We start from the raw sequence: 19,205 nt of genomic DNA, 5'->3' as shown, positions 1-19,205 counted from the left end.
CATACCCTCGTACCCATGAGCCCGCGCCCCCCGTCCCGCCCCGTGGGAACGGTCACCCGCGGGACCACCAACCCCAATCGCCTGCGTCGCATGGACCGCTGGATCGCTGCCACGCACGGCGCCGCCCTGCGCCGCGCCGACCACCCCGTCGCCGTCGACCTCGGCTACGGAGCCGCGCCCTGGACAGCGGTAGAGCTGCTGCACCGGCTGCGCACCGTGGCGCCACGCGCGCGCGTGGTGGGCATCGAGATCGAGCCCGCGCGGGTCGCCGCCGCCCTCCCCTATGAACAGGACGGCCTCACCTTCCGCCACGGCGGCTTCGAGGTGCCCCTCCCCCACGACCCGCTCCTGATCAGGGCCGCGAACGTGCTGCGCCAGTACGACGAGGACCAGGTCGCCGACGTATGGCGGCGGCTGACCGCACGGCTCGCGCCCGGCGGGCTCCTGGTCGAGGGGACCTGCGACGAGATCGGCCGCCGCCACGTGTGGGTGGCGCTCGGACCCGAGGGCCCCCGCACGGTCACCTTCGCGACCCGCCTCGGCTCCCTCGACCGCCCCTCCGACCTCGCCGAGCGCCTCCCCAAGGCGCTGATCCACCGCAACGTGCCGGGCGAGCCGGTCCACGCGTTCCTGCGCGACTTCGACCGCGCCTGGGCGGCGGCCGCCCCCTACGCCTCGTACGGGGCGCGGCAGCGGTGGATCCGGACGGCACGGGCGCTGAGCGCGGACTGGCCGGTGCTCGACCGGCCTGCGCGCTGGCGGCAGGGTGAAGTGACGGTCGCCTGGGGGGCGTTGGCTCCTCGGGACTGACGAAGGCGCGCCCGGAGCCCGAGGGAACGATCTCCGGGGGCCGTACGTCAGACGGTGCGGGGCAGGGGCGTGCGGGACCGATGGGGCGGGCCGGGAGCGGATAGGGAGTTGTTGCCCGGCTCTGTCACATTCGGCGCCGGCGTGGCACCATCCCCAGGGCATCCGTAAGTTACTGACGGTAAATCAGTTTTGGTGGGTCTTCACGGCTTGGGGGCGGAGCGCGATGAGCAGGCGGAGCACGACAGTCATGGCGGCCGTGGCACTGGTCAGCGCGTTGACCGTACTGACGGCGCCAGGCGCCGCGTACGCGAGTCCCGCGCGGCCCGCGCCGCCGTCAACGTCCGACAGAAGCACGGACCTTGAGCAGGTCCGCGCCGAACTCGACGGGCTCTACCACGACGCGGCCGTCGCCACGGAGGCGTACAACGCGGCCGAGGAGAAGGCCGAGAAGCAGTCGGGACAGATCGTCCAGCTGGCCAAGGACATCGTCGCCGGCCAGAAGAAGCTGGACCGGCTGAAGTCCCGCGCGGGCGCCGCGGCCCGCCAGCAGTACCGCGACGGCGGGATGCCGCCGGAGGCGCAGCTGATGCTCTCGGACGACCCCTCGCGGTTCCTGGACGGCGCGGACCGGATGCGGCAGGGGCAGCACGCCACCAAGGGACTCCTGGGCGAGATGGCCCGGACACAGGAGGACCTGCAGACCTACGCCCAGGACGCCACGCGGAACTGGAAGAAGCTCGAGGCCGGCCGCAAGGAGAAGGCCCGGGCGCAGAAGAAGGTCAAGAGCAAGATCGCGGCCGCCGAGAAGCTCGAGTCACAGCTCGAGAAGAAGGAGCGGGAGCGGCTGAAGGAGCTGGAGCAGCAGGCCGAGTACAAGCAGCAGACGGCCTGGCTCAGCTCGGGGGTCCTGAAGGACATCAAGGGCAGCGCGTCGGCGCGGGGCAAGAAGGCGGTCGCGTTCGCCACCGGCCAGCTCGGCAAGCCGTACGTGTGGGGCGCCGAGGGGCCCGGCTCCTACGACTGCTCGGGCCTGACCTCGCAGGCGTGGTCGGCGGCCGGACGGCCGATCCCGCGGACCTCGCAGGAGCAGTGGAAGCAGCTCAAGCACATCGACATCAAGGACATGCGCCCCGGCGACCTGATCATCTACCACGACGACGCCAGCCACGTCGGGATGTACATAGGGGACGGCGCCATCGTGCACGCGCCGCGCCCCGGGCGGAACGTCACGATCGCGGGCGCGGGCTCGATGGCGATCCTCGGGGTCGTCCGCCCCGACGCGTAAAGGGCCGCGGGGGGGCGTCGTCGTGAGCTGGGCCACGTGACCCACCGCACTCCGACGCCTCCGGTTGCAGTGAACCGACGTGACCTTCGTCATCCCCGAATCCGCCGGTGGCCCTTTGGCGTGCCCAATTCCGTTATCTGATGCGGCATATGACAGTGGCGGTTTGCCTCTCACCATTCCGTTGCGACGCCGCCTACCGCTAAGGTCCACCGTCGGTGGTGCGACGATCCTTCGCTCCACCACGCCCTCGGGGGGAGGGAAGGAACCGAGCGATGCCCGTACCCGTACCGCGGCAGAGAGCTATCCCGGCCGTGGAAGGTGGTCAGGCTGCGACAGTGCCGACGCCGCCCGTCACGCTGCCCCGGCAGCCCACGGCCTCCGGCGCCCAGAGCGGCGGAGGTGGCCCTCTGACGCTCCTCGTCATCGAGGACGACCCCACCGCCTCCCTCGGCGTGCCCGAACTGACCGACTCGGCGGGCAAGCCGATCCGCGTCCGTACCGCCCGCAACCTCACCGAGGCCGAGCGGCTCCTCACCGACGACGTCCACTGCATCCTGCTCGACCTCGCCCTGCCCGCGCCCGGCGCAGCCACGGACGCCGACGAGCTGGAGACGCTCCGGCACGTCCTGCGCCTCGCGCCGCGGCACGCCGTCCTCGCCCTCACCGCGTCCGGCGACGCGGAGCGCGGCGCCGAGGCCGTGCGCGTCGGCGCCCAGGACTATCTGTTCCGCGACGAGCTGGACGGCCGACTGCTGGGCCGTGCCGTGCGCTACGCCGTCGAGCGCAGGCGCGCCGACGTCGCCCAGCGCAAGCTCGCCGAGTCCCGGCTGCGCGCCCAGGAGAACGCCCGCCTGGAGCGCGGCCTCCTCCCGACGCCGCTTCTGGACGGCTCCCCGCTGCGTTTCGCTGCCCGCTACCGCCCCGGCCGCTCCCGCGCGCTGCTCGGCGGCGACTTCTACGACGCCGTCCGCACGCCCGACGGCACGGTGCACGCCATGATCGGCGACGTCTGCGGGCACGGCCCCGACGAGGCGGCGCTCGGCGTCGAGCTGCGCATCGCCTGGCGGGCGCTGACGTTCGCCGGCCTGTGCGGCGACGAACTGCTCTCCACGCTCCAGCAGGTCCTCGAACACGAGCGGGCGGACGACGAGATCTTCGCGACGCTGTGCACGGTCGACATCTCCCCCGACGGCCGCCGCGCGGGCCTGTGCCTGGCGGGCCACCCATCGCCGCTGATAGCGCGCCCGGGGCGGCGCGCCGAGCTGCTCCCGTACGAGGACAACGGCCCGGCGCTCGGTCTGCTGCCGCGCGCCCGCTGGCCGCGCCGTCAGGTCGAGCTCGGCCCGACGTGGAGCCTGATGCTCTACACGGACGGCCTGATCGAGGGACGGGTCGGCGACGGCAAGCAGCGCCTGGGCCAGGACGGCATGGTGGACATGGTGCGCCGCAGGCTCACGGAGGGGCTGCGCGGCGAGGAACTCATCGACGCGACGGTGAACGAGGCCCGCGACCTCAACGGCGGCGACCTCACGGACGACGTGGCGGTCGTCCTCCTGGACCGGGGCAACTAGCCCCTGATCCCGGGGCGCGACCGCGCCCCCGGGAGCCGGAGGGCTCAGCGCCCGCCGTTGTACGGCCCGTACGGACCGTCACTGCTGGAGCCGCCGCCACGGCGGCCCCGGCCGCCGCCCGACACCTGCTGGAGCGCGGGCCGCACGTCCACGAAGAAGACGATCGTCGCGACGAGCCCCGCGAGCTGGAGGAACAGCATCGGGACGAGCAGATTCACCGCGACCGCGATACCGAGGATGATCAGCCAGAACATCTTGTTCTGCTTGTCCGCCGCACGGAACGCGTCCTCGCGCGAGAACGCCGCCATCACCAGAGCAACCACCGCGAGCACGAGCATGGCGGTGTAGAGCAGCCACATCAAGCCGCCGAAAGCCGACATCAGCACAACGCCCACCACCCGAGTCAGGTCAGTCCTACGCGGTCACCGTACCCGGTGAACGGGCCGGACACTCGGTAAGTGCCCGGCCCGCCCCTCAGTACGTTCCGTACCGTTCTGTTCACCCCGCCGTGCCGCTACTTGCCGGAGGGCGCGGTCTTCTTCGCGGTCGTCGTCTTCTTGGCCGGGGCCTTCTTCACGGCCTCCGGCTTCTTGACGGACGCCTCGGCCGGCCCGGGCTTCGCGGCGGCCGGCTCGCCGGCCACGGGCTCCGCGGCGGGCTCGACGGCTTCGGCGACCTCGAGGATGTCGTCGGCCGCCTCGCCGCGCCAGGCCCGCACGGTCTCCTCGCCGTGCTCGGCGACCTTCTCGTACGTCTCGCGGGCCTTCACGGCGTACTCGGCGGCGACGCCCACGCCGCGCAGGGCGAGGTCCTGAGCGGACTCGCCGATCTTCTTCAGGTCGGTGTCGAGCGTGCCGAGCACCTCGGTGACCTTGGCCTGGATGGCCGCCTGGGCCTCCTTGGCGCGGCCGGCCGCCTTCTCCTGGACGTCCTTCGGGTCGGTGTTGCGCACGGCCTCGAACCGGGCCGGGGCCTCGGCGCGCAGCTGCTCCACGATGCCGGGCACCTTCTTCGCCTGCTGATAGGCGAGCTCGGCCGTGCCGGCGGCGAAGTAGAGGGGGGTCGGGTTGCTGAGGGTCTTGCGCAGGTCGTCGGTGATGGCCATGGCGTGGTCCTCCCGGATCACATCGGCTTCAGCTTGAGGGTTCGGCACCGCTGCTCCCGGCCGTGCGGGGGCCGTCGGCGGGGTGTTCCTGCCTGTCGTGCTGCACCTCGGTCCCGTTCTCTTTCCTGAAGGACTCGTAGATCTGCAACAGCACTTGTTTCTGGCGCCCGTTGAGCGAGGGGTCGGCGAGGATGACGGCGCGCGTCTCCACCTCTTCCCGCTCCCGCTCCGCATCGAGGATCCCGGCCCGCACGTACAGCGTCTCCGCGGAGATCCGCAGGGCCTTGGCCACCTGCTGGAGTACCTCCGCGCTCGGCTTGCGAAGACCGCGCTCGATCTGGCTCAGATACGGATTGGACACCCCGGCGGCATCGGCGAGCTGCCTGAGCGAGAGCTGCGCACTGCGGCGCTGCTCGCGCAGGTACTCACCGAGATTGCCGACGTTGAGCGATGCCATGTTCCGATAGTGCCTCGTCATTGCTAACTATTGCAAGCGACTGCTTGCAAAAGTGCGCCATGCCACCCGGAAGGCGGCGTGAGGCCTACGCGCGAGGGCCCGTTTCCGGTTATCCGTCGAGGACTTGGGCGTCGATGACGTGCCCGCCCCCGGCCGGTCCGTTGCGGACGGGGCGGGTGAGGATCTTGGCCACGCACGCGGGTATGACCGCGCCCGGCTCGTGACTGCGGGCCCGGTACGCGCTCGGGGTCTCGCCGACCAGCTCGGTGAAACGCGAACTGAACGACCCCAGTGACGTACAGCCGACCTCGAAGCAGACCTCCGTCACGCTCAGATCGCCCCGCCGCAGCAGCGCCTTGGCCCGCTCGACACGGCGGGTCATCAGATAGCTGTACGGGGTTTCGCCGAAGGCCGCCCGGAAGCTGCGGGAGAAGTGCCCGGGCGACATGTGCGCGGCACGCGCCAGGGCCGGGACGTCGAGGGGCTGCGCGTAGTCGCGGTCCATCATGTCCCGGGCCCGGCGCAGCCTTACGAGGTCATCGAGCGTCACGCTGCCAGCGTACGGGCGGGCCCGCGCCCGCGTCCGGCCACTCGCCGCAGGCCTCCATTCCTCGTACAACCCCGACAGCCCTATTCCCCGTCCGGACCGCTCGGATCACCGTCGAGGACGGTGATGTCCAGGTGGCGCAGGCGCTCCGGTTCCGCGATCACGTCGATGCCCGCGATCAGGTCGCCGGTGACCGTGAAGACGAGCACCAGGAGCAGACGGCCGCCGGGGGCCATCACGAGGCCGGCCGAGCCGTCGATCAGCGCGGGACCGGTGAACAGGGCGCGGCCCGTGGCTGCCATCGCGCCGCGGGCCACCGTGGCGGCGCCGCGGACCACGACGGGCTCGGGGGTCGGGACGACCGTACGGTCCGCGTGGAGCACCACGTCCGGGTGAAGCAGGGCGACCAGCGCGTCGAAGTTCCCGCCGCGCGTGGCGGCCAGGAACGCCTCGACGACCTGGCGCCTGCGCGGCAGATCGGCGCCGGGCGCCGGGGCGACGCCCCTGACCCGGCGGCGGGCGCGGCTGGCGAGCTGCCGGGTCGCGGCCGGGGTCCGCTCGATCAGCGGCCCGATCTCGTCGAACGGCACGGCGAACATGTCGTGCAGCACGAAGGAGAGCCGCTCGGCGGGGGTCAGGGTGTCGAGTACGACGAGGAGGGCGACGCCGACCGAATCGGCGAGCAGCGCCTCCTCCTCGGGGTCACGCCCGTCCTCGGGGGCGGCGTCCGGGTCGGGGACGTACGCGTCGAGGGGGTCCTCGCGGCGGTTCTCGCGGGCGCGCAGCATGTTGAGGCACACGCGCGACACGACCGTGGTCAGCCAGCCGGTGAGGTTCTCGATGCCGGCCGGCGCGTCCCCGTCTCCCCGCTCCTCCCCGTCCTCGTGATCCGCGTGATCCGCGTGCGCGTCGGCCGTACGGCTGAGCCGCAGCCAGGTCTCCTGCACGGCGTCGTCCGCCTCGGTCACCGAGCCGAGCATCCGGTAGGCCACCGCGCGCAGCCGGATCCTGTCCTTCTCGAAACGCTCGGGCAGGGACGCGTTCTCGTCCATCGGTCACATTCCTCGCTCGGCGCGGGTCAAAGAAGCAGACGTCGAGAACCTACCGACCCGGACCGGGGCGCGAAGCCCCGGTCCGCGCAACCAACGGGAGTAGCCATGACTGCACCGATCCTGGTCACCGGCGGCACGGGCACGCTGGGCGGCCACGTCGTGCCCCTGCTGCGCAAGGCCGGCCACCCGGTCCGCGTGCTCAGCCGGCACGGCCGCGAGTCCGCCGACGGCGTCGAGTACGTGACCGCCGACCTGCTCGACGAAGGGGACCCGGGACTGCGGACGGCACTGACGGGGACCGAGATCGTCCTCCACCTCGCGGGCGGCCCCAAGGGCGACGACGTGGCGACCCGGAACTTGGTGCGGGCGGCGCGGCAGGCCGGGGTGAAGCACCTCGTCCACATCTCGGTGACCGGCGCGGACACGGTCCCGGTGGCCTGGCTCAAGAACAAGCTGGCCGCCGAGCGGGCCGTCGCCGAGTCCGGCATACCGTTCACGACGCTGCGGGCCGCCCAGTTCAACGACCTCGTCCTCGGCGTGGTCGAGAAGATGACGAAGCTGCCGGTGCTCCCGGTCCCGGGCGGGCTCCGCTTCGAACCGGTCGACTCGCGCGACGTCGCCGCCCGCCTGGTGGAGCTGGCACTCGGCGAGCCGGCCGGCCTGGTACCGGACCTGGCCGGTCCCAAGGTGTACGGGATGGCCGAACTGAGCGCCGGCTACCTCCAGGCCAAGGGCAGGCGCAGGCCGAAGCTGGCTGTCCGCATCCCCGGGAAGGCGGGCCGCGCGTACCGGGCCGGGGAGAACCTGGCGCGCGAGGGTGCGGCCAGGGGCGAGCGGACGTGGGAGGCGTTCCTCGGCGAGCGGGTCGGCAGGTGACGGGGTGCACCGGACGCGCGCCCAGGGTGCGCCAAGTTGCAGATAATCCGTAACGGATCAAATTGGCTACCCTGGCACTCATGACCTCCATGGCGCCCACCCGCACCGAACCGGACCTCTCCTTCCTGCTCGACCGCACCAGCCATGTGCTGCGTACGCAGATGGCGGCGGCCCTCTCCGAGATCGGCCTCACGGCCCGGATGCACTGCGTACTGGTGCACGCCCTGGAGGAGGAGCGCACCCAGGCGCAGCTCGCGGAGATCGGCGACATGGACAAGACCACGATGGTGGTGACGGTCGACGCCCTGGAGAAGGCGGGCCTCGCCGAGCGGCGCCCGTCCGCGCGGGACCGGCGGGCGCGGATCATCGCGGTCACGGAGAAGGGCGCGCAGGTCGCCGTGGAGAGCCAGGCGATCGCCGACCGCGTACACGAGGAGGCGCTCGGATCGCTCCCCGGGGCAGAGCGCGAGGTTCTGCTCCGCGCGCTGAACCGCCTGGTCGACGGCCACCTGGCCACCCCGCCCGAGAGCCCGCACCCGGCACCCCGGAGGGCACGCCGGCACTAGCCACCCGCCCCGCCCGCCTACCCACCGCCTACCCACTCGCATATGCGCCCGTAAAAGATAGTCTGCAACAAAACCATCTGCTACGGTCATTCCTGTTGGCCCACAGCGGCTCCCGCAGTGGCCCTTTGACAGGAGATGACCGCAGATGCCTGCCGTTTCCGCACCACTCCGCGCCCTTCCGGCACTCCTCACCCCCCAGCGCTCCAGGTGGCCGGCCCTCGGCGTCCTGGCCACGGGGATGCTGATGACGGTCCTCGACGGCAGCATCGTGACCGTGGCGATGCCGGCCATCCAGAGCGATCTGGGGTTCACCCCGGCCGGCCTCAGCTGGGTCGTCAACGCCTACCTGATCGCGTTCGGCAGCCTGCTGCTGCTCGCCGGGCGACTCGGCGACCTCGTCGGACGCAAGCGGCTGTTCCTCGTGGGCACGGCGGTCTTCACCGCGGCCTCGCTCCTGGCGGGCGTGGCCACGAGCCCCGCGGTCCTGATCGCCGCGCGGTTCCTCCAGGGCGTCGGCAGCGCACTGGCGTCCGCCGTCAGCCTCGGCATCCTCGTCACGCTGTTCACCGAGCCCCGCGAACGCGCCAGGGCCATCGCCGTGTTCAGCTTCACCGGCGCCGCCGGGGCCTCGATAGGGCAGGTTTTGGGCGGCCTGCTCACCGACGGCCTCAGCTGGCACTGGATCTTCTTCATCAACCTGCCCATCGGGCTCGCGGCCCTGGCGGTCGCCGTGCCCGCCCTGCCCCGCGACCGAGGCCTCGGGCTCAGGGCGGGTGCCGACACCGCCGGCGCGCTGCTCGTCACCGGCGGCCTGATGCTCGGGATCTACTCCGTCGTCAAGGTCGAGGAGTACGGCTGGACTTCGGCGCGCACGCTCGGGACCGGGGCCGTCGCCGCGCTCCTGCTCGCCGGGTTCTTCGTCCGGCAGGCAAGGGCCCGTACGCCGCTCATGCCGCTGCGGATCCTGCGCTCGCGCAGCGTCGCCGGGGCGAACCTGGTCCAGATGCTGATGGTGGCCGCGCTGTTCTCCTTCCAGATCCTGGTCGCTCTCTACCTCCAGCAGGTCCTCGGCTACGGCGCCGCGGAGACCGGCCTCGCCATGCTCCCCGCGGCCGCCGTCATCGGCGCGGTCTCCCTCGGCGTCTCGGCCCGTCTGGGCGCCCGATTCGGCGAACGGAACGTGCTGCTCACCGGGATCGCGCTCCTCATCGGCGTACTCGGACTCCTCGCCCGGGTCCCCGTGCACGCGCACTACGCCACCGACATCCTCCCGGTGATGCTCCTCGCGGCCGGCTTCGGCCTCGCCCTGCCCGCGCTGACCTCGCTCGGCATGTCGGGGGCGAACGAGGCCGACGCCGGGCTCGCCTCCGGTCTCTTCAACACCACCCAGCAGATCGGCATGGCCGTCGGCGTCGCCGTGCTCTCCACGCTCGCCGCGTCCCGCACCCGCTCGCTCACCGCACAGGGCGGCACCCGCGCCGAGGCCCTCACCAGCGGCTACCACCTGGCCTTCACGGTCGGTACGGGTCTGCTCGTCGCCGCGTTCGTGATCGCGTACGGGGTGCTGCGCGGCCCCCGCACGACGACGGCCTGACCCGCATCCCCTGTCCCGCGTCCCACGCCGGCCGCATCACACACCAGCTCGAACTCGATCCCCATGGAGTTGTCATGGCAGCGAAGAGCGGTCCCGCGCCCCGGGTCCTCACCGACGAAGAACTCCAACTGCTGCTTGCCCGCGGCCGGTTCGGGACGCTGGCGAGCGTCCGGCGCACCGGGCACCCGCACCTGTCCACCGTGCTCTACCACTGGAGCCCCGGCGAGCGCGTCCTGCGCGTCTCCACCACGACCGACCGCCTCAAGGCCCGTCAGCTGCGGAGCGACCCGCATGCCGCGCTGCACGTCACCGGCCCCGACATGTGGTCGTTCGCCGTCGCCGAGGGCGAGGCCGAGGTGTCGGACGTGACGGCCGCGCCCGGGGACGCCGTCGGGCGCGAACTGCTCGCCATGACGCCGGGGTTCGACGACCCCGTGCAGGAGGCGGACTTCCTCGGCCGGCAGGTCGAGGAGAGCCGCGTGGTGATCAGGCTCCGGGTGACCCGGCTCTACGGGACGGCGCTCGACATCCCGAAGTGAGCGGACGGCTCAGGATGCCGCGGCGAACGGCAGCGGCCGGCTGTGCACGACGTCGAGGCGGGACACGGCGCGGGTCAGGACGACGTACAGCCGGTGCAGACCGCGGCGCTCGGCCTCGGCCACGGCGGCCGGCTCGACGGCGACGACATGGTCGCACTCGAGCCCCTTGGCGACGGACGCCCCGAGGACGGTCACGCGGGCCCGCGGATCATCCGCTCCGCCCACCTCGATCCCCGAATCCGTCAAGGCGGTTCGCAGCAGCCGCACGCCGACACCGTCGGCGAAGTCGAGGCGCCCGAAGAAGAGCGGGACCTCGGGCAGTTCGTGCAGCTCCTTGGCCTTGCTGCGCAGCTGGTGCCCGAGCACTTCGGCGTCGGCCCCGGAGGCGGAGGCGTTCTCGCCGATGACGACCTGTTCGTCGGCGCCCTCGATCATCGCGGCGAGGGCGGCGCGGCAGAGGTCGCGGTGGTGGCGTCCCGGACGAGGGCACGGAGATCGGCGGAAGCGGTCACCGAACGAGATAACGTAACCGAGTAACATTTTTCACTAACCCTCACCATGCCTGGGCGCCCCGAGCCCGTCCTCCAACTGACGGAACCCCAACTCGGCAGCCTCCACGGCATCCGGCCACACCTCGTCGGCACTCTCCCCCGCCGCGATCCGCCGCCAGTTCTCCATGGCGAGAACCCGCTGTACGGCCACGATCTGCCCGGCCGCGAGCCGCGCCCCGGCCCCCTCGCCGAGCGCGTCGGCCAGGATCTTCTCCGACCGCTCCTGATACCCGTAGGCCCGCGCGACCAGCGAAGGGGTGCCGTAGAGCAGCCGGTGAAAGGCGAGCACCGCGGGGTGGTCGCTCAGCCCGGTCACCGGGTCGCGCCGCTCGAGCCCGTCGAGAAAATGCGCCCGCAGCGCGGCGAGCGGCGTCACGCCCTCGCCCCTCCCGGCGACGACGCGTGCGGGCTCGTCCTCGTGATCGGCGAACCGGTGCAGGACCAGGTCCTCCTTGGTGGGGAAGTACCGGAACAGGGTCGGCTTGGAGATCTCGACGGCGGCCGCCACCTCGGCGACGGACACCTTGTCGAACCCCTTCTCCAGAAACAGCCCGATGGCCGCCTCGGAGATCGCCTGATACATCCGCCGCTTCTTCCGCTCACGGAGGCCCATTTCACCGGTGTCGCCACTCATGGGCGAAAGCGTACGCAGGGCCGCCCCGCCCCCTTCACTCCTCGGCGCCGGCCAGCCAGCGAGCGAGCATGTCGGCGATCCGGGGAACGGAGGGGACAGTCTCCAGCCCCAGAGGGACGGCCGCCGCGGCCACGATGCCCCGCAGTTTGACGGCAGTCAGCCAGAGCAGCGAGCTGTCCCGGGCCGGAGAGGCGCTGAGCTTCGTCGCGGACCTGATCACATCCGTGTACACCGACTGTGCCTTCTTGAAGTCGATCAGGAGCGGAAGATCCTTCTCCCAGCCCTGAGAACTTCCCGCCCTGACATCCTCGACGCTTCTGCGCCATGAGGTGATGACGCCGGGCACCTGCGCTTCCGGGTACCGCATGAGGTACAGATGCGTTGCCAGGTCATACAGGGGGTCACCGAACATCGCCAGTTCCCAGTCGATCACCCAGAGCCGGGACGACCGGTCCACGATCAGGTTCTCTCGGTGGAGATCCGCGTGCAGAAGGCAGAAGGGCCGCTCCACCAGCCCCAGAACGTGCTTCCGCAGACGCGTGAAGGCTTCACCGTCCAGACCCAGGCGGCCGAAGAGTCCGCCGAACCGCTCCAGGTTCTTTTCGTATACCTGTTTTTCGGTGAACCTGATCAGCCGTTCCAGAAATTCCGCGGAGTCCCCCTCCGGCGCCTGGTCCTCTTTTGTGCATTTTCTGGCAATGGAGAGCGAATCGGGTCGCACCTCGGCCATTTCGCGAAACAGGGAGCCCAGCTGACCGGTCAGGTCGGAGGGAGCGGACTTGCCCCTTTTCGCGAGCGATCCGAGCGTGCTGCCCTCGATGAACTGCTGCAGCTTGGCACCTTCGACCTCGACCACCTCAGGAATGCGCGAGATCCGCCCCGACAGGGCGCCGAGCAGCGCTTCTTCCGATTCGAAGCACCGACGGTCGAACCAGAAGAGGCCACTGCGAGGATCCCGGCACTTCCACCGACCGGTCCGGGACAGGTCACCCGTAGGCAGAAAAGGGAGGACATACGTTTCATGGTGGTAACCCTTGAGCGGCCCTTCGATCGACTGTTCGCCGCCACTCAATTCGACAGCCCGTCGCCAGGCTGTCGTGGTCGGGTCCGTTGCCATCGCCCATTCTTTCGCCAGGAGTAGCGCCAGCGTTATTGAAGAGGAGGCGTACGGTACTCCGCCACGCGGCAGCATCCCAGAACCCACTCAGGTACGACTCGCAAGGACCGGGCGGGCCGCACGACCGGGATCACCCGGTCAGCCACTTTTCCCCCGCTCCCGCAGCACTCCCAGAAGCGGCTCCAGCGACGACACCACCACCTCCGCCCCCGCCTCCCTCAGTACCTTCGCCGTGCGTTCATTACGCGCGTAGCCGAGGAACGCGATGCCGGCCGCGGTCGCCGCCCCGAAGTCCGAGGGGGTGTCGCCGATCATCAGGGAAGCTTCGGGGGTCGCTCCCAGGGCGCCGAGGGCGCGTTGTACGCAGTACGGGTGGGGTTTGAGGAGGTGGAGGTCCTGGGTTCGGCCGTAGACGTGCGGGGCGAAGCAGGTCGTGAGGCCGCGCGTGGCCAGGTAACGGGACGCCACCACCGGGGAGTTGTTGGTCGTGACGGCCAGGTGGGCGCCCACCGCATACCACGTCCTGATCAGCGGGTCGGCGTACTGCGTGGGCCAGGCCGAGGCCACCGCCGTGAGCTCCTGCTGGGTGAGGCGCTCCTCCAGTTCGACGACCAGGTCGCTGCCGGGGCGCCGCCGGTCGACGGCGCGCAGGACGGCGTGCGGGTCCGGTTCCGCGCGCTCCTCCTCGGTGAGCAGACCGTGCAGGCCGCGTTCCTCCAGCCACCGGACCTGTTCGACGGCCACCCGCTCCGCCGAGTGCCCCGCGAAGAGCCGGCAGATCGGCCCGTCGAAGTCGAAGAGCACGAACCGCGCCCTTTTGATCAGTTCCCGAAGTGATTCCGTCGCTTCAGCCACCGGAACAGTCTGCTTCGTTGCATCAGAAGTCACTAGGAGAGTGTCAGGTCCGTGGTGATGGTTTCCCAGAGGGCGTCGAACCACTTCTGCGATTCCTCCACGAACGCCGTGTCCCGCTGCCCCGCCCGCTTCTCGAACGAGAACAGCAGCGACTCCGTGCCGAGCGTGTCGTACATGTCGAGCGTGCCGCTCTCGATCTCCTCCTCGCGCCGCGTGACCAGGTAGTACGAGAGGAGCGCCTCGTTCCCGTTGAGCAGGTAGAGCTTGACCGGCGGGGTGAAGGGCAGCGCCCGGAAGGCGACCCGTACGTCGATGCCGTGCGAGGACCGCAGCGAGCGCAGATTGTGGCGCAGAACCTGGCCCTGCGCGTTGCGCTGGTCGAGCCAGCGCTTGTGGACGAGTGCGGCGTCGCCCTCCTCCGTGGCCGATACCGGGAAGGCGAGATTGATGTCCCTGCCCGGCAGCAGGATGCGCACATCGACCGAGTCGGGGCGTATGCGGCCCTCGTGGATGAAGCGCAGCGGCTCGGCGAGCGCCAGCATCAGGGTCTCCGCGGTGAGGCAGACGGCGTCGATCCGCACCTGCGGAGACCCGAACGCCTCGGACAGCCGCGGGGCAAGGCCGACCATCGTGCGCTGCGGCTCGTCGCGCGCCGGGGTCTGCTCGGCGATCCTCGGCGGGCTGCCCTTGCTCACGTTGCTGAGCAGTCCGTCCTCCTGGAGGGAGCGCAGGGCCTGCCGTACGGCGCCGCGTTCCACGCCGAACTCCTCGGCCAGCTCCGCCTGTGTCGGCAGCCGCTCGCCCGCGCGGAGCTCACCCGCCTTGATGCGCTCCCGCAGGACGTCGGCGATCTCCTGGGGTGAGGACCTTCTGCTGCCGTTCACTGCAACGCTCTCCTGAGTCACAACCAAACGCTACAACTAACCATCATTTGGCGGGAGTTGTTGAAGAGTTGTTTATCCATCACGACCAAGTGGGGACAACTTCATAGTAGTTGGTTGCCAACTTTGAGCAAGATGGCCGAAGGAGGAACCACCATGCCCGTCCTCACCTTCTTCTCCGCTGTGTTCGTGATCACTTTCGAGCAGCTGGTCCAGTGGCGCTACGGTCCCGTCGGGATCACCGGCCTGCTGCTCCTCACGATCGGCGTCAAGACGAAGAGCCCCACCTGCAGCTCCATCGGAGCCGTACTCCTGGCCCTGATGCTGGCCGGACCCGCGCTCTGACACAGGCCCGCGGGTCCGCGCGCCCTCACGGCGTGAGCGTCAGGTTCGAACTGATCGTGTTCCAGAGGCTGTCGAACCACAGGTGGGACTGCTCGACGAACGTCGTCTCCCGCAGCCCCCGCCCCTGTTCGAACGGGAAGAGCACCGACCGCGCGCCCTGCACCCCGTACGTCTCCAGGTACTCCTGGTCGATCTGCTCGCCCCGCCTGGTCAGTGTGTAGTACGCGAACAGCGCCTCGCCGCCGTTGAGCAGATAGAGCTTGATCGGTGGCGTGAACGGCAGCGCCCTGAACGTGACATGGACGTCGATCCCGTGCGTGGAGCGCAGGGCGAGGAGGTTGTGGCGCAGGACCTGCCCCTGCGCGTTGCGCTGCGCCAGCCAGTTCCGCTTGAGCCGGGCGTCCGCCGCGCCCACCCGCGTCGGGAACGCGAGGTCGATGTCGCTGCTCGGCAGCAGGACGCGGACGTCGACCTTGGCCGGATTCGAACGGCCGGCGTGGATCTGGCGCAGTGGCTCACCCATCGCGAGCGTCAGCGAGACCGCGGTCAGGCACAGGGCGTCGATCTGGACGTGCCGGGCGCCGAACGCGGCGGTGACCCGCGGGCCGAGCCCCACCATCGTGGGCTGGGGCGACGCCCCTGGGCCGGCGAAGGCGGGGCCCGTGTGCTGCGCGACGGTGGCCGGGGTCCCCTTGGACACATCGGCGAGCAGGCGTTCCGAGCGCAGGATGCGCAGGGCCTGGCGCACGGCGGCGCGCTCCACGCCGAACTCGTCGGCGAGGCGGGCCTGGGTCGGCAGGCGCTCGCCCGGCCGCAGCCGGCCCGCCCTGATCCGGGCGCGCAGCTCGTCGGCCACCTGGCGATACGTCGCCGGTGGCTTCCGGTGACCGTCGACCGCGGCATGTTCCGGACCCACAGACAAACCCTACAACTTCCCGCCATCTTTGGGGAGTTGAGGGAAAGGTGGTTATGAGTCGGCGCTAGGCGGAGATAAGTTCAGTGGAGTTGGTTGCCAACTTGAGCCACATGGTCGGATACCCGAAAGGGTTGGCCCGGTTGGTCATCGCTCCCGAACTGAAGGGGGACCAGACATGCCGTTCATCGCCATCGCCGTTGCAGCCCTCGCCATCGGGTTCGAGCAGCTGATCCAGTGGAAGTACGGGCCGATGGGCATCATCGCGTTCGTCGCGCTCTCCATCGGCCTCAAGGCCAAGAACAACCTCATCAGCGGCATCGGGGCCGTGATCCTCGTGATGCTGCTGGCCCAGAGCGGCTGACCGGGCTCCCTTCCGGAGGGGAGCCGGGAGCCCGGTCACGCCTCGGCGTCACAGCGCGCCGGAGCACCACAGCACGTCAGCACGGTTCAGACGCACGCCGGCACACCTCAGCAAGTGCGCCTCAGAAGATGTCCGGGCACCACGGGCGCCTGGACGTACGCAGCAGGGCGTCGGCAATGGCGGCGGCGCCCGCCCTCTCCTCCCTGACGCGGCCGAGCGCGGCGAGCCGCACCGCGGACTCGTCGCCCAGCCACAGCGTCCCCAACTCGCTCACGTCCAGCGTGAGTTCGGGTTCCTCCGAGGTCGGTGCGCACACCGCACCCCCGGGCTCCGCGTCCAGCCGGTAGCGGCCCCCGGAGAGGCCGGCCGCGTCGCCGACCTCGAGGACCAGCGATCCCGTCCCCGCGTACGTACGCGCCTCCAGGGCCCGTACGACATCCAGGATCCGCACCCACAGCCAGTCCGCGTGCGTGACGACGCGGGCCGCGCGCGGGTCGGGCAGCAGATGCGGCAGCAGGTCGTCCGGGGCCCGGTGGCCGGTGCGGACGGTCGCGATCCAGTCGACGGAACAGACGTAGTGCCACAGCGCGCGCTCGGCGGCCGGGGTGACGGCGATCAGGTCGCGCACGGTCGCCGTGTTGTGCGGCTGCTTGGTGTCGCTCCATTTGTCGTCGACGGAGTAGACGATCAGGCCCTCGGCCTCGCCGTTCGGAGCGCGGTAGACCGCGTAGAAGGGCTCTTTCCAGGGCTCTTCCGGGGTTTCGAGGAGTCCGGTGTTACGGCGCCACCAGAACCCGTCGCGGTCGATGACGCCGGGCCGGCTCGCGCGCAGCCGCTCGTGCAGCTCCGGGCCCGTCTTGCGGACGTCCTCGCCGTCGACGAGATCGATACGGCCCCCGTCGTCCGGGACCGGCCGGCGCGGGTCGAGCCCGGCGCGCGGCACGTCCACCGCCCACTCGCTGAGCGACGTGGCGGGCCCGAAGCCGAACCGGCCGTAGATCGGGTACTCGGCGGCGATGAGCGTCGCGACGACGTCACCGCGGGCCTTCGCGTCGGCGAGGTCGTCCGCCATCATCCGGCTCAGGAGGCCGCGTCGGCGATGCGTGGCGCTGACCGTGACGTTCGAGATCGCGTCGGCGGGGACGGCCGCGCCGCCCGGCACGGTGAGCTCCTGCGGGAACGAGCGGAAGGTGGCGACGCAGCGCCCCCCGTCGAACGCGCCCAGGATCCGTGAGCCGCGCGCCAGTTCCCTGCGTTTGTCGAGGGTTTCGCGCGAGTCGGGGGTGCTCCGCAGGAAGCCGGTGTTCAGCGCGCGGGACCAGTCGGCAAGCTCGTCATCCGTGATGGGCCGTACGTCGATGTCGTCGCGGGTCATCCCGTCACGCTAAGCGGGGGGCGCGGGGTGAGGCCACCCGATTACCGCGCGGCCCCGCCCCCGGTGGCGACAGGGCCTAGAAGACCGCGCGGATCTCCCCCACGACGCCCCCGCCGCCGTGCAGCGGCGCCTCGCCGATGCGGGCCACGACCCCGCCGTCCACGCCCAGCATCCGCAGCACGCGGGCCAGGACCGGGCCGAGCGCGCGCGTCGCGCCGTCGTCGATCTTGAAGGCGAGCGCCCGTCCGTCCGGGAGCGCCACGGCCTGGACCGCCTCCGCGCCCATCTTCGACAGGACGCCGGGCACCTCGCGCATCAGCCAGGTGTCGGGGCGGCGGGTACCGGCGACGTACTCGGGGTGCGCGCGCATCGCGTCGGCGACGCGGCGCTCCGCCGAGCCTTCGGGGGCGAGCACGAAGTGGCGGAAGGCGCGGGCGAGGCCGGTGAGGCTGATCGCCATCAGGGGCGCCCCGCAGCCGTCCGTACCGACCGCGGCGACGGGCTCGCCCGCGGCCTCCTCCACCACCTCGTGGATGAGCTTCTGGAGCGGGTGCTCCGGGTCCAGGTAGGAGTCCTTGGGCCAGCCGTTCAGGTCGCAGGCGGCCAGCATCGCGGCGTGCTTGCCGGAGCAGTTCATCGTGACCCGGTCCCGTACGGCACCCGCCGCCAGGTACGTCTCGGTCTCGACGGGGTCGAGCGGCAGATCGGGCGGGCACTGGAGCTCGGCCGGGGTCAGCTCGTGCTCGGACAGCATCTTCTGGACGAGATCGCGGTGGAAGGTCTCGCCGGAGTGGCTCGCGGCCGCGAGCGCGAGCCGCTCGCCCGACAGGTCGAGCCCCGCGCGCAGCACGCCCGCCGCCTGCATCGGCTTGTTCGACGAGCGGGGGAAGACGGGAGCGGTCACGTCCCCCAGGGCGAGCTCCACGGTCCCGTCCGCGGCGAGCACGACCAGGCTGCCTCGGTGATGGCCCTCGACGAAGCCGGAACGGACGACCTCGGCGAGGACCGGGGGTATGGCAGCGGCGGAGGAGGGGGACATCGGTGGCCTTCCGGGGCGGGTCCATGGCGGGCCATGGACAGACCCGCCCCGCAGCGGGCCACCGGGGTCACCGGTGCGGCCGCGTCACGCGAGCAGGTCGTCTACTTGTGCTTCGCCTTCACGGTACCTGCGGGCGATCTCGGCGCTGCAATCGTCGGCCGTCGACTGGAGCAGGTGGCGGCGGCGCGAGACCTGCTGCTCGTAGCGCACGAGGCGGCCCATCGCCGTGTGCAGCTCATCGTCCGTTCGGGCGTCCAGGTCGGACAGCTCGACCTCGGCGAGCATCTCGGCGGCGAGGTCCCGGTACTCCTCGCTGCGGGGCGTGCCGAGGGTGACATGGCGGGCGGAGGAGCGGTGCGTGGCGGCCTTGTCGGTGAGGATCTCGGAGAGCCGGTCCACGACCGGCGCCTCGGGGTCCCTGCGGCGGCCGACCTCGGCCCGCAGGATGTCGATCCGGCCCTGGAGCAGCCGTCGTACGTAGCTCAGGTCGGCCTCGTCCTGCTGGGCGTCGCGGCGCAGCGTGCGCAGCTCGGGAAGGCGCAGCGCGGACAGGTCGTGGCCGGGCGGCTCCGGAAGGTCCGGGCCGGCGACCCGCTGCTTCGGCGGGCGCGCCGTGCTGAGGCGGTTCGTACCGGTGATGCGACTGGCGTGCGTCAACGAAACGGGGGCCCCTGGAGGCTGCCCGATGCTCGATGTGTGGCTCATTGCGTCCCTACCGTCCCCTCGACC

At 71.1% G+C, this 19,205-nt stretch carries 23 protein-coding genes; 9 read left to right on the top strand and 14 right to left on the bottom strand.

All coding sequences use genetic code 11. The annotated features are described in order from the left end of the window. Positions 1-15: 15 nt before the first annotated feature. From OG758_RS27085 to OG758_RS27075, 3 genes are all read left to right on the top strand, one after another. Positions 16-810, top strand: coding sequence for a class I SAM-dependent methyltransferase (locus tag OG758_RS27085; protein ID WP_326712337.1), 795 nt, complete (start codon positions 16-18; stop codon positions 808-810). 247 nt (positions 811-1,057) lie between these two features. After that, positions 1,058-2,095: a C40 family peptidase gene (locus OG758_RS27080; RefSeq protein WP_326712336.1), complete on the top strand. Its 1,038-nt coding sequence runs from the start codon at positions 1,058-1,060 to the stop codon at positions 2,093-2,095. A gap of 272 nt (positions 2,096-2,367) precedes the next feature. Further along, positions 2,368-3,666 (top strand): PP2C family protein-serine/threonine phosphatase, encoded by a 1,299-nt coding sequence (locus OG758_RS27075; protein WP_326712335.1) that lies wholly within the window; start codon positions 2,368-2,370, stop codon positions 3,664-3,666. A 44-nt stretch (positions 3,667-3,710) separates the two neighbouring features. On the opposite strand, the gene OG758_RS27070 is transcribed toward OG758_RS27075, so the two are convergent. From OG758_RS27070 to OG758_RS27050, 5 genes are all read right to left on the bottom strand, one after another. Then, the gene (locus OG758_RS27070) at positions 3,711-4,052 is read right to left on the bottom strand and encodes a DUF2516 family protein (RefSeq protein ID WP_116512297.1); all 342 of its coding nucleotides are present in this window, start codon (positions 4,050-4,052) and stop codon (positions 3,711-3,713) included. Between the two features lie 128 nt (positions 4,053-4,180). Then, positions 4,181-4,771, bottom strand: coding sequence for a hypothetical protein (locus tag OG758_RS27065; RefSeq protein WP_326712334.1), 591 nt, complete (start codon positions 4,769-4,771; stop codon positions 4,181-4,183). Positions 4,772-4,799: 28 nt separating this feature from the next. After that, positions 4,800-5,228, bottom strand: coding sequence for a helix-turn-helix domain-containing protein (locus tag OG758_RS27060; protein ID WP_326712333.1), 429 nt, complete (start codon positions 5,226-5,228; stop codon positions 4,800-4,802). Between the two features lie 109 nt (positions 5,229-5,337). Further along, a complete protein-coding gene (locus OG758_RS27055; RefSeq protein WP_326712332.1) occupies positions 5,338-5,778 on the bottom strand; it encodes a helix-turn-helix transcriptional regulator in 441 nt (146 codons plus the stop codon). Between the two features lie 80 nt (positions 5,779-5,858). Beyond that, on the bottom strand, positions 5,859-6,827 hold the full coding sequence (locus OG758_RS27050; RefSeq protein WP_326712331.1) for a sigma factor: 969 nt from the start codon (positions 6,825-6,827) through the stop codon (positions 5,859-5,861). Between the two features lie 105 nt (positions 6,828-6,932). Here OG758_RS27050 and OG758_RS27045 point away from each other — a divergent pair, with 105 nt between their 5' ends. From OG758_RS27045 to OG758_RS27030, 4 genes are all read left to right on the top strand, one after another. Then, entirely contained in the window at positions 6,933-7,703 is a 771-nt protein-coding gene (locus OG758_RS27045; RefSeq protein ID WP_326712330.1) for an SDR family oxidoreductase, read from the top strand. Positions 7,704-7,783: 80 nt separating this feature from the next. Beyond that, entirely contained in the window at positions 7,784-8,269 is a 486-nt protein-coding gene (locus OG758_RS27040) for a MarR family winged helix-turn-helix transcriptional regulator (protein ID WP_326712329.1), read from the top strand. A 145-nt stretch (positions 8,270-8,414) separates the two neighbouring features. Beyond that, on the top strand, positions 8,415-9,863 hold the full coding sequence (locus OG758_RS27035) for an MFS transporter (RefSeq protein WP_326712328.1): 1,449 nt from the start codon (positions 8,415-8,417) through the stop codon (positions 9,861-9,863). 74 nt (positions 9,864-9,937) lie between these two features. Beyond that, the gene (locus OG758_RS27030; RefSeq protein ID WP_326712327.1) at positions 9,938-10,402 is read left to right on the top strand and encodes a pyridoxamine 5'-phosphate oxidase family protein; all 465 of its coding nucleotides are present in this window, start codon (positions 9,938-9,940) and stop codon (positions 10,400-10,402) included. A gap of 9 nt (positions 10,403-10,411) precedes the next feature. On the opposite strand, the gene OG758_RS49110 is transcribed toward OG758_RS27030, so the two are convergent. The 5 genes from OG758_RS49110 to OG758_RS27005 form a co-directional block, all read right to left on the bottom strand. Then, positions 10,412-10,942, bottom strand: coding sequence for a hypothetical protein (locus tag OG758_RS49110; protein ID WP_442810348.1), 531 nt, complete (start codon positions 10,940-10,942; stop codon positions 10,412-10,414). Between the two features lie 6 nt (positions 10,943-10,948). Next, positions 10,949-11,587 (bottom strand): TetR/AcrR family transcriptional regulator, encoded by a 639-nt coding sequence (locus tag OG758_RS27020; protein ID WP_326712326.1) that lies wholly within the window; start codon positions 11,585-11,587, stop codon positions 10,949-10,951. Positions 11,588-11,621: 34 nt separating this feature from the next. Then, the gene (locus OG758_RS27015; RefSeq protein WP_326712325.1) at positions 11,622-12,704 is read right to left on the bottom strand and encodes an aminoglycoside phosphotransferase family protein; all 1,083 of its coding nucleotides are present in this window, start codon (positions 12,702-12,704) and stop codon (positions 11,622-11,624) included. A 138-nt stretch (positions 12,705-12,842) separates the two neighbouring features. Beyond that, positions 12,843-13,643 carry an HAD family hydrolase gene (locus OG758_RS27010; RefSeq protein WP_326712324.1) on the bottom strand — a complete coding sequence of 267 codons (801 nt, stop codon included), beginning with the start codon at positions 13,641-13,643 and terminating at the stop codon, positions 12,843-12,845. Then, positions 13,592-14,470 (bottom strand): GntR family transcriptional regulator, encoded by an 879-nt coding sequence (locus tag OG758_RS27005; protein WP_326712323.1) that lies wholly within the window; start codon positions 14,468-14,470, stop codon positions 13,592-13,594. The genes OG758_RS27010 and OG758_RS27005 overlap by 52 nt, the downstream gene beginning before the upstream one ends. Before the next feature lie 126 nt (positions 14,471-14,596). Between OG758_RS27005 and OG758_RS27000 the strand changes: the two genes are divergently transcribed. Then, positions 14,597-14,785, top strand: a complete 189-nt coding sequence (locus tag OG758_RS27000; RefSeq protein WP_266562747.1) for a hypothetical protein — start codon at positions 14,597-14,599, stop codon at positions 14,783-14,785. A 25-nt stretch (positions 14,786-14,810) separates the two neighbouring features. Here OG758_RS27000 and OG758_RS26995 read toward each other — a convergent pair whose 3' ends face one another. Then, positions 14,811-15,707: a winged helix-turn-helix domain-containing protein gene (locus OG758_RS26995; RefSeq protein ID WP_326712322.1), complete on the bottom strand. Its 897-nt coding sequence runs from the start codon at positions 15,705-15,707 to the stop codon at positions 14,811-14,813. Between the two features lie 169 nt (positions 15,708-15,876). Here OG758_RS26995 and OG758_RS26990 point away from each other — a divergent pair, with 169 nt between their 5' ends. Further along, a complete protein-coding gene (locus OG758_RS26990) occupies positions 15,877-16,062 on the top strand; it encodes a hypothetical protein (protein ID WP_100595631.1) in 186 nt (61 codons plus the stop codon). Positions 16,063-16,183: 121 nt separating this feature from the next. Here the strand turns inward: OG758_RS26990 and OG758_RS26985 are convergent, their stop codons facing one another. The 3 genes from OG758_RS26985 to OG758_RS26975 all read right to left on the bottom strand — a co-directional run bounded on the left by OG758_RS26985 (position 16,184) and on the right by OG758_RS26975 (position 19,181). Beyond that, a complete protein-coding gene (locus OG758_RS26985) occupies positions 16,184-17,437 on the bottom strand; it encodes a GNAT family N-acetyltransferase (protein WP_326712321.1) in 1,254 nt (417 codons plus the stop codon). A gap of 76 nt (positions 17,438-17,513) precedes the next feature. Next, the gene (locus tag OG758_RS26980; protein WP_326712320.1) at positions 17,514-18,476 is read right to left on the bottom strand and encodes an asparaginase; all 963 of its coding nucleotides are present in this window, start codon (positions 18,474-18,476) and stop codon (positions 17,514-17,516) included. Between the two features lie 84 nt (positions 18,477-18,560). Next, a complete protein-coding gene (locus OG758_RS26975) occupies positions 18,561-19,181 on the bottom strand; it encodes an RsiG family protein (RefSeq protein WP_326712319.1) in 621 nt (206 codons plus the stop codon). Between the last annotated feature and the right edge of the window lie 24 nt (positions 19,182-19,205).

Origin of the sequence: Streptomyces sp. NBC_01474 (assembly GCF_035918215.1) — a bacterium.
Classification (GTDB): domain Bacteria; phylum Actinomycetota; class Actinomycetes; order Streptomycetales; family Streptomycetaceae; genus Streptomyces; species Streptomyces aureus.
Note: the sequence above shows the minus strand (reverse complement) of the source record. Positions and strands in the feature narration are given on the sequence as shown.